Below are 16,461 nucleotides of genomic sequence, written 5' to 3'. Positions count from 1 at the left end.
ACTTCTTTTGTGATTTAATAGATTTGTATATTGAATCTATTAAATGGAGGTTAGGAATGAAGAAGGTTAGTAGCGTCTTAGTTGTCGTTATGATTTTCACATTGCTTTTCAGTCAGTTACCAATGAAAGAAATACAGGCTGCAGCTGGAAATGTACCAGAGAATGAGGTCAAATTAACAAGTACTTCTCCTATTGAAGGAAATTTTGACGACAGTGAGCAAGTTCACTGGTACAAAGTCCAACCTTCAGAATCTGAAATTAGGGATTATACTCATTTAAGAATAAAGCTTCAGTCCGAACAGGAGTTAAACGTTACAGTTTACTCAAGCCTTGAAAATGCTGTAGACAATCGTGCGTTTGATCGTTACATGGGATTTTCTTATGAAAATGAACCTGCGATAATTGACTTCCCATTAGCATGGATCGGCCCTTATTACATAAAGGTTGAACACTACGGCGAAGAAAGATATCCAGAAGAAGAGTATGAGGAAATAGATAGTGAAGAAAGGGCGTCATACACGATTTCTTATGACGGTGTTTCGCTTGCTCCATCCGACTATGTGATGACAGAAGAGTGTCCAGCAGAGCTAAGTACGAAAGAACGTGAGAATGGCAAGCTAATTCTGAAAGATCTCCGGTCAATTCGTGAAAACGTACTAGCCAAAACCGACAAAGGTAAGAATCTTTCAGAGCTTTATTATAAGAGTGCGCCATTTATTAGTGCGAAAATGGTTTTTAGTCAATCGATGGAAGAAAGTGTTTATCAAGACTTAATTCAATTAAAGGATTTATTTGCTGATGTAGCAGAGAATGGAAGTGCAAGTAGCTATAAAGTAACTCAGCAAGATCAAAAAGCAATTGATCGATTATATGAAACAGCGTATGACTCTGTACCTGCTTTCCTTCAAAAGCAAATCGAAACAACAGGGAAGAGCGTTGGCATCTCTAATCTTACTCAATCAACTATCTCTTCTATCCTCACGAAAGCTGGTTTTGCAGCACCAAAGGCTGGCAATCGTGTAATTGTTAAATTGAAAGACAATCAGAAGGTTTCAAGTATTACCTCTAAAGCACAGTCATATGGTGTTAAAGCAATTGATCCGCTCAAAGCGAATGGGGCAGGCTTTGCTAACATGTATGTGATGGAAGTAGGAGTGAGCGCAAAGGATTATCAAGCATCGGCAAAAACGCTTGAATCCGCATCTAATAACATTGCAAAGCTTCCAGAAGTAGACTTTGTTGAACCGGTTCAACAGTATACCGTCTTTACGGAAGATACTCACTATCCTTATCAATGGTCACTTAATAACAATGGGGATGACGGTGGAACAGCTGGAGTTGACATTCAATTCGAAGAGCTTCAAAAATGGACGAATGGAAAGAAGTTAAAGGAAACCGTCATTGCTGTTGTTGACACAGGAGTAGACAACACGTTAGCTGATTTAAGTAAATCTGTTGATACTAGCAGTGCTTATAATTATATCGACCGTAACTCCAATGCGTTGGATGACAATGGGCACGGTACTCACGTTTCGGGCATTATAGCAGCTGAGGCAAATAACCATTATTCCATGGCAGGTCTTAGTTCACATGCTACGATTATGCCGGTGAAGGTGCTTGATGCTTCAGGGTATGGAGATACAGAACAAATCGCTTATGGTATTAAATATGCAGTAGACCACGGTGCACAAATCATTAACCTTAGCCTTGGTGGCTCGTATAGTCGTGTGATTGAATATGCCCTTAAGTATGCAAATGATCACGGTGTAACGATTATCGCAGCAAGCGGTAACGATGGATTCGAGGAGATTTCCTATCCTGCATCTTCAAAGTATACGATATCAGTAGGTGCCACTAATCGACTTGATATTGTCTCGGACTACTCTAACTTTGGTGAAGGCCTGGACCTTGTTGCACCTGGGACAGATATCCCATCTATCATGCCTGATGGTAATGTTTCTTACATGACCGGAACATCTATGGCAACCCCACACGTATCAGCCGTTGCAGGAATATTGCTTTCACAAAACCCTGAATTAACACCGGCTCAAATACATGGGATATTAACTAAAACAGCGATCGACGTTGTATTTGATGAACAAGATAATCCATACAGTGATTATGAAGACTACTACTATGAAGAGGAAGAGCCTTATCCGATTGAGGAGCCAGTTCCTGGATACGATCTTGTTTCCGGATGGGGAAGATTGGACGCATATGGCGCTGTTCGTGCTCTTGATGGAACAAATGCGACAATGGAACGAATTTCAGGGGCCAACCGATATGAAACAGCGGTGAATGTTTCAAAGAAAGGCTGGAAAAAGTCAGACGTTGCCATTATTGCAACAGGACGGAATTATCCAGATGCACTTAGCGCCACACCGCTTGCTCATCAAAATAAAGCACCACTTCTCTTAACAGATACGAATACATTACCGGATGATGTATTGAATGAACTTGATCGACTTGACGTGAAGCAAGTTATTCTAGTAGGTGGTAAATCTGCTATTACGACAAATGTAGAAAAACAGCTAAAAAGCCTAAACATTTCGTTTAAGCGAATTAGTGGAAGTGATCGTTATGAAACTTCTGTTAATGTTGCTAAGCAGCTAGCGAAATCAGAGCAGGCAGTCGTTACAACAGGAGAAGGTTTTGCAGATGCGCTTTCGATTGCTCCTATTGCAGCATCACTTAACATGCCGATTCTATTAACAAAGAAAAGTTCGCTTCCACAATCGGTCGAAAGGTATGTGAAAACAACAACGATGAAGGAGTTCTTCGTAATTGGTGGAACTTCAGCAATTCCGAACACTGTTGCAAAAACCCTAGGCAAATACGAGAGAATCAGTGGAAATGATCGCTATGAAACAAATAGTAACGTCATTCACTACTTTGCAAATAAGCTGAACATGTCTACACCTCTTATTGCTACAGGCAGTAATTATCCAGACGCACTTTCAGGATCTGCTTTAGCTGCTTCCAAAGGAACTCCAGTGCTTTTAACACATGCTAAACAAGCTCAGGTGACAACAAAGAAAACGATTTCGAAGTATGGTGCTTTCGCTAACAAATACTACATTGTGGGTGGAAAGAGTGCCCTATCTGATGAGCTAGTTCAATCGTTATTTGAGTAATTCAAACGAGAGTCCTGATTATCCAGGGCTCTTTTTATATGAATTGAATTTTTATTATGGAGATAACTATCTGTTATTTGTTTTAAATATTCTAAAAAATGAAACTTTCTTCCATTTAATAACGTAGAAATAATTATCGTAGGAGGGATATTTTGAAAAAAGTCATTGGTAGGTCATTGTTATCAACGCTCATACTAGGTTTAATAGTATGGGCTGCAAGCACACTCTTTTCTTTTTCCTATCTTGAATGGAGTTTTCTAATTGGTCTCGCGATATCTGTGGTGTTATATTTTTTCAATAGTAGTGGAGGCTTGCTATCAAAAGGAACAAATTTTGAAGCCAGTCAAGCGGGGTGGAAAGTTCAAAGCGACAACGAACTGAAAGTGAATGTAGGTGCCGTGTTCTATGGTGCCGTGCTATATACCATTATTAGTTTGGTTTTGACTATTATTACTTACTATTGAACTGTTGATAGACATTAGGATGTGCTTGCTTAACAAATTGTAAGTCCTCTTTGCAGGATTAGATTAAGAATGATATTCTTCATTTCCGTTCCCAAACCCAAAATAACAACGGCGCAATCCTTATTGCGCCGTTGTTATTTATTATCCACTTATTAATGTTTAGTGCGCTAATTTACTTTGTTGTGATTCAAGCTGCACAGCCTTAATGCCTCCTTCTTTCGTATCTGAAACGAAGGAAAGCTTGTTTTCTCCAGCGTTATATACATGGAGGTATTCGTTATCAAGTTCATTGAAAACGACTTCATCTGGTTCACCGAACTGACAAACGAGATCGTTATAAGGAACGGCTTCTCCTTCTGACAAAGCATTGTAACGAAGGTTGAATACCTCCTGATTGACTGTTAAGTACGTATACTTAGTGTCAGAGAAACCTGGCAGCCCTTCGTAAAGGTCTTTCTCGTAAGACATTGATGGTTTCTCTTGTTTAAGCGCTTCTTCTGTCATCCCAAGGAAAATAGAAGCATCTTTCAAATGACCTTGTTCTGCAAATTTCAAAAGCTCGGTATGAAATGGAGAGGCAGTGCAGGACGCATCGGGCTTTGTTGATGTTAAGGGTTTCTGGTCAGTCATTGTAAAGCTACCACTAAAATCTACTCCTGCATCGCTTAGACAGGAATCTCCTTTAAAGGTAATGACGTTATTTTCAAGTGCAAATGTTCCTTTACAAGCTGGATCATCGGTGTCTTGAAATGTTGCTTCATTGCCAGTGATGTTGGCCGTACCTGTTAGTTCTCCATCGTAACCATCACTGCTTATATCGAAATCGAATTGAAAGGAATTAGGGGAAACGTTAGAAATGCTCAGATTTCCTTGTTCAAATTTTGGATCGATGTAGAGTGCTTCCTGCCAATCGGATTCTTTGCTTTCCGTAGTTTCCTCAGATGGATTTGAAGCTTCCTGGTTACCAACTGGAATGAATGTATATATGCCTGTGAAAGATACGGCACTCTCTTCAGTTTGGCAGGCCTCACTCGTATCAATTGTGATTTGGTCTTGTTGCCAGCCAAACGTTGCTTTACACTTCTCGTTATTTGGGTCAGTGAACGTAGCTGTTTCTCCATCTACTTCTGCTGTTCCTGAAAGCTCTCCAACATTTTGGCCATCGTATGCCTGAAGCATGAAAGAAAATGAGTCATCAAGAGGTTCAGTAATATCCATAGCTCCTAAAATGATGTCATTCTCTTCCCATTTGTACGTTCCTTCTTGAAACATGCTCACCTGATTGGATGGTTCTGATTGCTTGTCCCCTGTTTCTTTCTTTGCATCAACTTCTTCAGACGAATTTGATGAAGTTAGAAAATTGCACGACGTTACGAGAAGTAACGTGGAGAATAAGAAGATCAGACGAAGAGCTTTCATACAATTCCTCCCACTGTAGATAGATTATAAAATGATTATACACAAGCTTGTCTAAAAGAAAGGACTATTGGTGTCGACGATCAAAAATTTGCCTTGTCTAGTTTAAGAGAATGACTCTGTAAATTGTTAGACGATTTCCGGGGAAATGATTGGAAGAAGTCGAATGACCAGAATCTTCCACAAATTCAAGTTGAGAAAGATCGAATTTCATTTAAAGCAATCTCAGAGGGGATTGTGTTATCCTTTCATTATTGATGTTATTTCATATAATGAAAGGTAGATGTGCTAGAATGGAAATTATAAAAGATAATGTCGTGCTAATCGGAGTTTTCTTACTTATATTTGCGCTATTATTAGCAAAATTCACGAAGAAAAAATAGGTTTGTTTCTAAAAGCTAGTTGATTTTGGAAGAGGTTTTGTATGAAAAATTCACACTTTGCTGAAGAGCGTAAGGTGCTCACCGCCCGCCCTGCTGAAAGCCAGCAACCTGGAGCAGAAATCAACTGTTTTATAGCAACAATTTCTACGAATATATTCAAAATAATTAATATTGAAGAAAGGGGATTAACGTCATGGGGAAATGTACAATTGATCACTCCTATGGGGACGTTTTAGCGAAACTTGAAGATCAGTCAGACTTCATGCCTGATCCACTTGTTCAGAATGTATATAAGTTTCTTCAACAAACGCTTTCTCAGGAAACATTGAATGAGTTGTTTCATCTTTTGAAAAAGTATGATTTAGCTTCTAAGCCTGAAAGAGAAAAGCGAAATCATGAAATTGAGAACATGACAAATAAATAAGAAATGATAAAGCGGTTGATTCTACTAGAATTAACCGTTTTATTTAAGTCGTTTGACGAAGGTTTCATTTATGTATCATTATATTGATTAATCTAGTATTGTAAGCGGTTACCTATTATAATAAAAGAGAAAATGGTCTGTCATAATACAAATTATTCAGTGAAGCGTATCGATTGATGACTGTTGTTGTAACCCCATTCGATGAGGAATCAAGATAATGGAGGGATATGAGATGAAGCAAGGTGCAATGGAAAAACGAATTGCTGAGCTTGAAGAAACGGTCGACTATCTTTTATTCAGGCAAGAGCTCCTTTTCTCAAACACGTCAATAGATCGAGTGCTTTATGAATACGGAATAAAGAGAGACCAGTATGATCGCATTATCACATTGATGACGGATTATGAAGAAAGCATTGTTGAGAGGAAACCAGTCAATCATTATGCATTTGAACAATCCATTTATCACATTATTCCTGAGCAAGCAGGTAACCATCAGTTTGCAGAATACTTAACAAGGGTTTTTTGGGAAAATGATTGCTGTCAAAATGTCTTTAAAGAGCTTTATGCGATGGAACTCTATTCATTGTAAAAATATATTGTGGTTCTAAATAAAGCGTAAGGCAGTTGAACTTCTCGACTGCCTTTTAGCATGTCTTAATGATAATTTTGTAGAAGAAACATGATAGGATAGGGGATATGAACAAGTACTAATAGAAAGTAGTGATCTATTGTGACTCAGAAATTATTCTATCAAGATTCATACATAACAACCTTTTCAGCGCAAACTGTAAAACAAGCGACAGATCAAGCGGAGCGCCTTTATGTTGTTCTAGATCAAACAGCTTTTTACCCGACTGGTGGTGGCCAACCTTTTGACACAGGGACTTTAAACGGTGTAGCTGTTACGGACGTAGAGGAAGTGAACGGTGAGGTTCGCCACTTTGTTGAAAAAGAAGTGGAAGAAGAGGTACATGGGGAAATTAATTGGGCAAGACGCTTCGACCATATGCAGCAGCATGCTGGGCAACACATACTATCTGCTGCATTTGAGGACCAATTTGGCTACAAAACGGTTAGCTTTCATCTAGGGCAGGAAGTTTGTACGATTGATCTTGATATCTCATCTTTGGAGGAATCAAAAGCAAGAAGAGCAGAAGCATACGCCAATTCAATTCTTCAAAGGAATCATTCAATTGAGACGAAGTGGGTGAAGAAAGAAGAATTAGTCCAATTTAATCTTCGTAAAGAAGTATCGGTTTCTGATGATATCCGTCTTGTTATCATTCCTGATGTTGATTATAGTGGCTGCGGCGGCACGCACCCTTCTTCAACAGCGGAGGTTGGTGCGATCAGTATTCTAAAATGGGAAAAGCAGAAAAAACAAATGCGTGTTCATTTTGTTTGTGGCAATCGAGTGATGGAGCAGCTTCATCAAAAACAGAAGGTTGCGCAAGGGCTTACCAATGTACTCAATGTGCCACAAGTAGACCTTGTTGATGCAGCTAATCGTCTCGTCATGCAGACAAAAGATCACGAGAAAACGATAGATGAATTGAACAATCGTATTCTTTCATACGAGGCGAAAGAGCTGCTGCAATCTGCTGGGACGATCCATGACCAAAAGGTAGTGCAGATGATTTCCCGCGAGTATGGCATGAAAGAGATTCAAAAGCTTGCCAAAACGATTTTGAATGAGGATTCCTCTGTGGTTGTTTTCTTAATTAGTGAAATTGAGGATAAACTACAGATTGTGTGCGGCAGAGGAGAAGATCTTTATTTGGATATGAACCACGCTTTGAAAGAAGTGCTTCCACTAATTAATGGAAAGGGTGGAGGAAAGAAAGACTTTGCTCAAGGTGGTGGAGATGCAATCAGGTCTGCAGAAGAAATATTGATTGAGCTTGTGAAGGTGAGTCTACAATAGGAAGAAGGCGCGGAGGGTATCAACCTAACGCGCTTTTTTCATAGAATTGCCTATACATTTTGCTCAATCTTTCTATTCTCAATCTCTTTCTTATTCTTTACGCCTATTTTCTTCACACTAAAACTGTGTAGAATAATACCTAATATGATAAGACTAATACCAGTCCACGCAATGCTTCCTGGCAGTGGGCTTGATAGAAGTAAAGATTCGAAAGCTACGACGAACAACACCTGTGTAGACTGGGTTGCTTCAACTGCAGCGAGCTTTGATTGGTTAAGTCTAACGCGATCAGTTGCGATGAAGAAAAGAGTTGTCGCAATGACACCTGAACAAACGGCGACAATTAAAGATTGAAATAGCTGATCAGTAGTAGGTGGACCTACATGTTGAATTGCAATAAGACTAATGATAATCCAGAACGGTAGTGATGCTAGTGTCATTCCTAGTACACGTTGGAACGTATCGAGTCTATCTTCACAAAGCTCCATCATTTTGCGGTTTCCAAGGGGATATGCGATGGCTGCAAGAAGGACGGGGAGGATCCCCACCGTAACTTCCAATAATGTAAGATCTTTGGCTTTTTGGAGCTGAATGAGCATCACACCGATTAGAATGATGATTGAGATGTAAAGCGCTTTTGTTTGTATAGGATGTCGTTTCTTCATAACACCTTGATCGGTTTGAATAGTATGGAAGAAGAGAGGAGCAACGAAAATTCCTCCAACAATCGTGATTTGCCATGTTCCAGCTACGAGCCAACCAGATCCGTACGCAGCGGCATAGGTTAAAGGAGCATAGAACAACACAAATCCTACGAAGCTCCACCATAACCATAAAAAAGGATGTCTTCTCATTTCAACTATAACTTGTTTCAAATTATGTCTACCTAGTACAATGAGAAATAGAAACGGGACCATGAATAGAAATCGCAAAGACGAGCTCCACATCCAGCTTCCTCCTGCAAGCTCCATTGATCGATTTAGAATGAATGTAATAGAGAAAAACATAGAAGCGAGAATTCCAATAGCAAGTTCCTTCATACATAAACACATCCTTAGAATTAGGTATACCTTGATTAACTTAAGATATATTATAATATACTAAATTATTAAGCAGAGAAGTACAATAGAAAATGACTGAGAGGATCATCAAATGAGTAATAAAGAATTGAAAGAAGCAGAAAAACTGGCAAGGCAAGTAGGGATAACCTTAAGAGGAATCAGAAAAGAACGGAGTATTAGTTTGCAGGAATTGGCTGAGTTAACAGAGGTAAGTAAATTAACGCTAGGTAAAATTGAAAGAGGAGAAGCGAATCCTTCCTTAACAATTATATGGAAAATCGCAAATGGCCTTGCCATTCCTATATCAACGTTACTTGCTGAAACGCAAGAAGTTGTTATTTCTAGAAAAAGTGAAGGAAATAAAGTTTTGAGTGCAAATGAAGCACTTACACTAGAACCAATGTTTACGAATAGTGGCTATGGTTCAATAGAAACACATAGGGCATTTCTAAAAGCGGGCGGGGAATACGTTGCTGATGCGCACCAAGATGGTGTAATTGAATATGTAACTGTGATGGAGGGAAGTGTGAAGGTACAGGTACAAGATCAATTGTATGAGTTAGAAACATTTGACTCAATTAAATTTAATGCTAACCAGAAGCATGGTTATCTCAACTACGGTTCAACACCAGCAACCCTACACTTTGTTATGATTTATACAAAGGCAACATATTAACCCTATTCACAAGTGCCTCTTCTAAAAGATTTTTGATTTTCAAATGATTTTTGTATAAAAACCAAACATAGCTGAGTGGAGCGGAAGGGTGCTCGACTCCTGCTGGACTAGCGGGACAGGTGAGACCTCACAGCCGCAATGTTTTTGTGCGCCGAGGAGGCTCAAGTGTCCCGCCCCGCGGAAAGCGAGCATCCTGTAGCGGAAATCATCACTACTCTTATAGCACCAATGTTTAGGAAGACAGCCTATAAAAAAGCAAGCCACAGCTATCTGTGGCTTGCTTTTTTTGATCTTATTTATTATAAACCGCTAATCGGTCTATTAATTGAGAACTTTCCTGGTTCACACCGGTTATTTCGACTTCAATATTATTTTGCCTGAACTTCGAAACAATCTTATCAACTGCTCCTACACCTGAATCATCCCAGACGTGAGCATTCGATAGATCAATTTCTACGCGTTCAACAGTGTCATCCTTATAATCAAAGCTATTGACTAAGTCAGTTACGGATGCGAAGAACAATTGACCATGAACATGATAAATCTTCTTTTCTGTATACTCATCTAGCTTGTCTTCAATACGTACTTTTGAAATCTTCGATGCGAAGAAGAGAGCACTTAAGATAACACCTGCAAGGACACCTTTTGATAAATCGTGTGTTGTTACAACTGTCACGACGGTGACAACCATAACTGCAGCATCAGAGCGCGGCATTTTATGAAGATTTTTGACGGATGACCAATCGAATGTACCAATTGAAACCATAATCATAACGCCGACAAGCGCAGCCATTGGAATCTTAACGAGAAGATCGTTCAGTACGAGAATAAGGAACATTAGAAATACACCTGCAACAAGCGTGGATAAACGACCACGCCCACCAGACTTTACGTTAATAACAGACTGTCCAATCATTGCACAGCCGGCCATTCCGCCGAAAAATCCAGCAACAACGTTTGCCGTACCCTGTCCTTTTGCTTCTCTGTTTTTGTCACTATCGGTATCTGTTAAATCATCTACAATCTGAGCTGTTAAGAATGTCTCTAGTAGTCCAACGATTGCTAAAGCCATTGAATAAGGGAAAATAATCGCAAGCGTTTCAAAGTTCAATGGAATGCTTGGAATTAGGAACAATGGAAGAGCCTGTGTTAATTCACCCATATCTCCAACTGTTCTTACGCCACTACCTGTCATAATTGCAATAATGGTAATAACAACGATTGCGATCAAAGGTGATGGCAATGCTTTTGTAAATCTTGGAACAATGTAAATAATAGCAAGCGCACCTGCAACCATTGCGAACATCGGCCATGATTCACCAGCAAAGTGAGGCAGCTGAGATGTGAAAATAAGAATACCAAGTGCATTCACGAATCCAACCATAACTGAGCGTGGAATAAATTTCATGAAACGCGCTAATTTAAATACGCCAAGTAGGAATTGAATGATTCCGGTTAGAATCGTAGCAGCAAGTAAATACTGTAGGCCATGATCGGCGACAAGTGTAACCATTAAGAGAGCCATCGCTCCGGTAGCAGCCGATATCATACCTGGTCTACCACCTACAAAGGCGATGACGACAGCGATACAAAAGCTTGCATACAAACCGACCATTGGATCGACACCTGCAATAATGGAAAATGCTATCGCTTCTGGAATTAGGGCAAGTGCTACAACGATTCCGGCGAGCGTATCGTTTTTCACATTCCCAAACCAGTTTTCTTTAATTGAAGTTAAATTCAATGTGGCACCTCTTTCTAAATCTAGTATAGTAATGACTTCTAACTCTCATAGAAGTCGGGTCCGTTTACAACAAGATGAATTCTAGCATATAAATTATGAAAATAAAAGTGGTTATGTAAGCCTTTGTCACTACTTGTTTTCTTCAATATGCTTTAAACATCTGCTTTATACTCCTATTTTCAAGATAATAAATTTGCTTGATCTAAATTAAATATAATGTTTTTTAGTATTTTTCAACCTATTTTACTATCATTTGATATAACCTGTTATAATGAGTTATCTTATTTATAGAGTTTCCTTCACGATGAATTAATTTTTGATAGACTTATAAGGTAGATTGATAAGGAGCGATACAATGGATAGTGAACACCATGATATAATGACGATTTCTCAAGTAGCCAAATACTTTCAAATAAGTGAAATGACCACATATAAACTCGTTCAGGAAGGTAAAATACCAGCTTTCAAAATTGGTAGTCACTGGCGAATTCAGAAATCAGATCTAACAGAATTGATTCAACAACTAAAAAATGGCGAGCGGATCTGATTAGAAGTAGAAGAGACGCAAAAAGCCCCCGATCGTTTGCACGATCGGGGGCTTTAATGGTTTTATTAAGCTGAGGCATTGCCTCTTAGGTCGTTTTCAATGTCTTCAAGGCTTCTTCCTTTCGTTTCAGGAACGAACTTCAGTACAAAGAAGAATGCGATAACGCCAATAATAGCGAAGAGTACGAAGACCCATGCCGTGCCAATAGCGCCGAGTAAGACTGGGAAAAATAACGATACAATGAGGTTAGCTGCGGATAACAAGAGTGTTGTAAATCCTGTCGCCGCTCCCCTTGCTTTCATTGGGAAAAGTTCTGGAAGCATTACCCATACAACTGGCCCCCATGTTGCAGAGAAAAAGACGATGAATAGTCCAAGAAAAACAACTGTTAGCCATGCAACGGTTGTTGTTAATTCTGCCGTGAATAGTATGGTTGCCAATACAGCCAGGCTTAGTACCATTCCAACGTTACCGAGAAGAAGGAGTTTCTTTCTTCCTAATTTATCGATGGTTGCAATCGCGACAAGAGTCATTAATACATTTACAATTCCAATCCCGACTGTCCCTAGGATAGAAGCAGAACTACCTAGACCAGCTTTAGAGAAAATAGTCGGGGCATAGTAGATAACCGAGTTAATACCGATAAGTTGCTGAAAGATAGCAATACCACTACCTACAAGAAGCATTGGGCGAATCCATTTTGACTTCAACACGTCCCACGTACTTTCTTCAACTTCTTCTATTTTCTTCATTTGCTTCATTTCATCATCGATTTCACTTTGTTCTCGAGTTAATGCCATAATGCGACGTGCCTCGTCTTCCCTATTCCGTTTAATCAACCAGCGTGGGCTTTCTGGCATAAATAGAACACCAATCATTAGAATGACCGCGGGTACTGAAGCGAGTCCTAGCATCCAGCGCCAGCCTTCCATTGGAGCAAAGGCATAATTAACGAGATAGGCGATAACAATCCCAATCGTAATCATTAGTTGATTCAGTGATGCGAGGGCTCCGCGTGATCGAGTCGGGGCCATTTCAGATAAGTATACAGGTACAATCGCTGTAGAACCCCCAACGGCTAGTCCAAGTACAATTCGTCCGATAATAAGGATTGTTGCATTTGGAGAGAGTGCTAGGACGAGTGAGCCGATTAAGTAAATCAATGCTATGGCAAAGACAACACGCCTTCTACCAAACCTATCAGATACATATCCACTCATTCCGGCACCAACTATTGCCCCACCGAGTAAGGAACTAACAACAACGCCCTCTAGAAAATCAGAGAGCGGAATATCTTGATCAATAAATAATAAGGCGCCTGAAATGACGCCTGTATCATATCCGTAGAGCAATCCTCCTAAAGCTCCAAAGAAGAAAATCCACCCTTTGCTAATGTTTTTGTTCATACCCAAGACCACCTTTTCACAACAGTTATATCCTCAAGAATGTTTCCACAAATGAAGGAGAAGCAAACATTAAAGCTCTCGCTTCCGTTTTTTGGGTTTTACGATAGGTCGTTCTTTATTAAAAAGTCTCAAGGAGAAAAGTTAGAACTGAACAAGTTGCGGGACAGGTGAAACCCCACATGCTCGCCCCCGCCAAATTGAAAGCGAGCATCATGAACTGGAAATCAACCCTCTTATAGCAGCAATGGCTACGAATAGCCTTTTGAAAAGAAAGAAGCTTGAAAAATGATTTCCTTTAAAAGGTGATGTTATTATTTAGGAAACTATTTTGGTTCACATTCGTATTAAGTAGGAGAGATATCGCACTAGTGATTTCATAAATTGTCATAGACATGATGGCGGGTACAAACAAGTATTTAAAGGAGGGTAATATGCAAGAAAAGTCGATGACGTTACAAGATGGACGGAAGCTAGGTTATTGGACTTATGGTGATCCGACAGGAATACCGGTCCTGCTTTTTCATGGAACGCCAGGATCGCGTGTATGGTTTCGAAATGATGATGCTCTAGCAAAATCTATGGGGATCTATTTAATCACAACAGATCGACCGGGTTATGGTTTATCTGAATTTCAGAAAAACCGAACCATCCTAGACTGGGCAGTAGATATCGAAGAGCTGACGTCTTACCTTGGATTAGTAAGCTTTTCTATTCTAGGTGTTTCAGGTGGGGGAGCATTTGCCGCAGCCTGTGCCTATGCGATGCCTGATCGTGTTCAAAATACAGCACTTGTCTCGTCAGCAGCGCCATTCCCAGAAGGAAAAGCGCCAAAAGACATGTCAAAAGAAAATAGAAGAGCCTTTTTTCTTACAAAGTACTTTCCCTGGCTTATGAAACGAGCGAATCTTGCTCAGAAGAAGGTGCTTGAGAAAAATCCCGATCAGTATATGAAATCTATACTAAAAGGGGACCATCGTCACCTTTCAGAATGGGATCAAGCGCTTCTGAAAGATGAAGGCATTGTCGAGCTAAGTCTCTATCATGCGAAGGAAGCTTACCGTCAGGGAGTAGAAGGCGTATTATATGAAACAAATCTGTTAGCAAAAGAGTGGGGATTTGATGTCAAAGAGATAAGTGGTCCTGTGCGAATTTGGCACGGTGAAAAAGATACGCTTTCTCCAGTTAGTGAAATGACTAAATTAGCTCAACAGGTTCCAAGTTGTGAGGTTTCTTTAATTCCAGAAGGAGGACACTTTCTAACGGAGAATGAAGAGTTGTGGGCTGAAATGTTAGCTTATTTAAAGGATTGGAAATCAAGTGCGGTGGTGACATAGGTTTACGTTTAAGGAGGCGTTCAGAAAATGAAGTGCCAAACGAGACCTCTGCAGGTATGCTGTCGAGGTTTTTTGGCAATTTATTGGATGGTTTGCTTTTTGTTATTGTCGGTTAGCTTCTTGGGCTTGTTGTATCTCAATATAACACCGGCATAATGGACGGCGTTAGTTCGTAATTTGGACGGGATACACTGTGGGGAAAAAGATGGTAGGTGTTCAGATCCAACGGATAGATGGAAAGAGGATCTCAATCTGGACAATGATTAAACGTCATCTTATATCTGCTTTTGTGTACCTAACCCCACTTCTTATTGGGGCAATCATACTAACATTCTTGAATGATGGCCCTTTGAGGGCGATCATGACTTTTAATGAAATCAATTAATTAAAAGTCTTGGAACAAAGTAGTGGGAAAATGGATCTCGTCATAACACTAGCTGCTGTCTTAACGCTACTTATTCTCGTATGTCAGTTTTTCATAGTGCTCGCTAGAAAAGATCATCGTGGAATTCATGATTTTATTGCAGGGACTTAGGTTCGATATGTTAAATAATTCTATGAAATCACTTAGATCTTGCTTGCTAGATAATAATTGTATCAATCAGGCATATAGAACTAGTAGCCAAAGGAGAGTTTCCAAGATTTATAGTTTTATGTAACTATTAACCCAATTTGATTTCCTGTTATACTTGTGAAAGATAGTAAAAAATCTCACATACTTTTTTTCAATACCTGTGAAAGGGGTGAACGATTTATGGCTTTACGGGAACAATTACTTGAATACTTGGATGAAAACCTCAATCGGTATTTGCAAAATTGGAAGTCTAAAATTCGAATATCAGATTCTGATGTTCATCAGGATAAAGTAGAAGCGAACGGGATCATGATGTATCGCCTTGTTCAAAAAAATATAGAAGCCCCGATTAGCATGGATAGAATCATCGCTCTTGCTGAGAAAGTAGCACTCGAGCGGGTAGAAGCAAACGTCAACATAGGAGACTTTATCTTTAACGTGAACGCAGGGAGAAGCGTGATGATGAAGCACATGACGTATGCAGGGATAGAAATAAGCGAATTACAAAGTGTATTGGATTCCATTAATGAATTGTTTGACCAATTCTCATACCATGCTGTTTCTGAATACACGAGAATGAAAAATAATGAACTTCAAGAGAAAATCTCCTTTATTGATGAAACGCATCAGGAGAAACTATCGATTCTAGGCCAAATGTCTTCAAGCTTTGTTCACGAATTCAGGAATCCGCTGACCGCTATTATGGGTTTTGTGAAGCTATTACAGAAAGACTATCCAAATTTAGAGTATATTGATGTCATTGATCATGAGTTACAGCAACTAAATTTTCGAATTGCCCAATTTCTACATGTGTCTAAAAAGGAAATAGATGTCGGAAGCGAAGAATGGTTGGAAGTAAAAACTATTCTGGCAGGGATTGTTGAATTTATCTATCCAAGCATCGTAGATTGTGATGTTGCAATACAAAACAATATCCCAGCTGAATTATTTATCTTTGGGCAACAGGATAAATTGAGGCAGGTTTTCTTGAATATTATGATGAACTCGCTTGATGCTCTTAAGGAAACCACTGGTCCAAGACGAATCGAGCTTCATTGCGATCAAGATGAGGATATGATTCACTTGCATATTTCAAACAACGGTCCTAAAATTCCAAGTGAAACGTTGAAAACGATATTTGAGCCTTTTTATACGACGAAAGAACTTGGAACAGGGATAGGTCTATACGTATGTAGAAAGATCATTCAGAATCATAAAGGTACGATAAGCTGTCATTCGGTGGACGAGAAAACGACATTCACAGTGAGCCTACCGCTAGCGGATAAGGATTCGCTTGCGTCATCATAACCCCTTCAGATTTGCAACACTTAAAGAAACCCTATTATAATGGGCGTACTTAATTTATATGTGGAT

General features: G+C 39.5%; 15 protein-coding genes. 11 read left to right on the top strand and 4 right to left on the bottom strand.

Going from position 1 to position 16,461, the window contains the following annotated elements; genetic code table 11:
• Positions 1–56 precede the first annotated feature (56 nt).
• Positions 57–3,134, top strand: coding sequence for a cell wall-binding repeat-containing protein (locus FBF83_RS04795; protein ID WP_136945971.1), 3,078 nt, complete (start codon positions 57–59; stop codon positions 3,132–3,134).
• A 152-nt stretch (positions 3,135–3,286) separates the two neighbouring features.
• Positions 3,287–3,598 carry a hypothetical protein gene (locus FBF83_RS04790; protein ID WP_240687974.1) on the top strand — a complete coding sequence of 104 codons (312 nt, stop codon included), beginning with the start codon at positions 3,287–3,289 and terminating at the stop codon, positions 3,596–3,598.
• A 159-nt stretch (positions 3,599–3,757) separates the two neighbouring features.
• Here FBF83_RS04790 and FBF83_RS04785 read toward each other — a convergent pair whose 3' ends face one another.
• Entirely contained in the window at positions 3,758–5,017 is a 1,260-nt protein-coding gene (locus tag FBF83_RS04785; RefSeq protein WP_136945969.1) for a hypothetical protein, read from the bottom strand.
• 421 nt (positions 5,018–5,438) lie between these two features.
• On the opposite strand from FBF83_RS04785, the gene FBF83_RS20710 reads away from it, so the two are divergent.
• The 4 genes from FBF83_RS20710 (at position 5,439) to FBF83_RS04770 (ending at position 7,745) form a co-directional block, all read left to right on the top strand.
• Complete coding sequence (locus tag FBF83_RS20710) at positions 5,439–5,633, top strand: hypothetical protein (RefSeq protein ID WP_169525181.1); 195 nt, start codon at positions 5,439–5,441, stop codon at positions 5,631–5,633.
• Entirely contained in the window at positions 5,591–5,821 is a 231-nt protein-coding gene (locus FBF83_RS04780) for an exonuclease V subunit gamma (RefSeq protein ID WP_136945968.1), read from the top strand. The genes FBF83_RS20710 and FBF83_RS04780 overlap by 43 nt, the downstream gene beginning before the upstream one ends.
• 232 nt (positions 5,822–6,053) lie before the next feature.
• Complete coding sequence (locus FBF83_RS04775) at positions 6,054–6,410, top strand: DUF1878 domain-containing protein (RefSeq protein WP_136945967.1); 357 nt, start codon at positions 6,054–6,056, stop codon at positions 6,408–6,410.
• A 141-nt stretch (positions 6,411–6,551) separates the two neighbouring features.
• Positions 6,552–7,745, top strand: a complete 1,194-nt coding sequence (locus FBF83_RS04770; RefSeq protein ID WP_240687973.1) for an alanyl-tRNA editing protein — start codon at positions 6,552–6,554, stop codon at positions 7,743–7,745.
• A 50-nt stretch (positions 7,746–7,795) separates the two neighbouring features.
• Here FBF83_RS04770 and FBF83_RS04765 read toward each other — a convergent pair whose 3' ends face one another.
• Positions 7,796–8,785: a multidrug resistance efflux transporter family protein gene (locus tag FBF83_RS04765; protein ID WP_136945965.1), complete on the bottom strand. Its 990-nt coding sequence runs from the start codon at positions 8,783–8,785 to the stop codon at positions 7,796–7,798.
• Positions 8,786–8,897: 112 nt separating this feature from the next.
• Here FBF83_RS04765 and FBF83_RS04760 point away from each other — a divergent pair, with 112 nt between their 5' ends.
• On the top strand, positions 8,898–9,482 hold the full coding sequence (locus tag FBF83_RS04760) for a helix-turn-helix domain-containing protein (protein ID WP_136945964.1): 585 nt from the start codon (positions 8,898–8,900) through the stop codon (positions 9,480–9,482).
• Between the two features lie 292 nt (positions 9,483–9,774).
• Here the strand turns inward: FBF83_RS04760 and FBF83_RS04755 are convergent, their stop codons facing one another.
• Entirely contained in the window at positions 9,775–11,226 is a 1,452-nt protein-coding gene (locus tag FBF83_RS04755) for a SulP family inorganic anion transporter (protein ID WP_136945963.1), read from the bottom strand.
• Positions 11,227–11,581: 355 nt separating this feature from the next.
• On the opposite strand from FBF83_RS04755, the gene FBF83_RS04750 reads away from it, so the two are divergent.
• A complete protein-coding gene (locus FBF83_RS04750) occupies positions 11,582–11,773 on the top strand; it encodes a helix-turn-helix domain-containing protein (RefSeq protein ID WP_136945962.1) in 192 nt (63 codons plus the stop codon).
• Positions 11,774–11,838: 65 nt separating this feature from the next.
• Here the strand turns inward: FBF83_RS04750 and FBF83_RS04745 are convergent, their stop codons facing one another.
• On the bottom strand, positions 11,839–13,179 hold the full coding sequence (locus FBF83_RS04745) for a sugar porter family MFS transporter (RefSeq protein ID WP_136945961.1): 1,341 nt from the start codon (positions 13,177–13,179) through the stop codon (positions 11,839–11,841).
• 431 nt (positions 13,180–13,610) lie between these two features.
• Between FBF83_RS04745 and FBF83_RS04740 the strand changes: the two genes are divergently transcribed.
• The 3 genes from FBF83_RS04740 to FBF83_RS04730 all read left to right on the top strand — a co-directional run bounded on the left by FBF83_RS04740 (position 13,611) and on the right by FBF83_RS04730 (position 16,395).
• Entirely contained in the window at positions 13,611–14,513 is a 903-nt protein-coding gene (locus FBF83_RS04740; RefSeq protein ID WP_240687972.1) for an alpha/beta fold hydrolase, read from the top strand.
• A gap of 175 nt (positions 14,514–14,688) precedes the next feature.
• Positions 14,689–14,898, top strand: coding sequence for an RDD family protein (locus FBF83_RS21410; RefSeq protein ID WP_420875117.1), 210 nt, complete (start codon positions 14,689–14,691; stop codon positions 14,896–14,898).
• Positions 14,899–15,267: 369 nt separating this feature from the next.
• The gene (locus tag FBF83_RS04730; protein WP_136945959.1) at positions 15,268–16,395 is read left to right on the top strand and encodes a sensor histidine kinase; all 1,128 of its coding nucleotides are present in this window, start codon (positions 15,268–15,270) and stop codon (positions 16,393–16,395) included.
• The last annotated feature ends 66 nt before the right edge of the window (positions 16,396–16,461 follow it).

It is taken from the genome of Guptibacillus hwajinpoensis (genome assembly GCF_005144865.1).
Taxonomy (GTDB): domain Bacteria; phylum Bacillota; class Bacilli; order Bacillales; family Guptibacillaceae; genus Guptibacillus; species Guptibacillus hwajinpoensis_A.
Note: the sequence above shows the minus strand (reverse complement) of the source record. Positions and strands in the feature narration are given on the sequence as shown.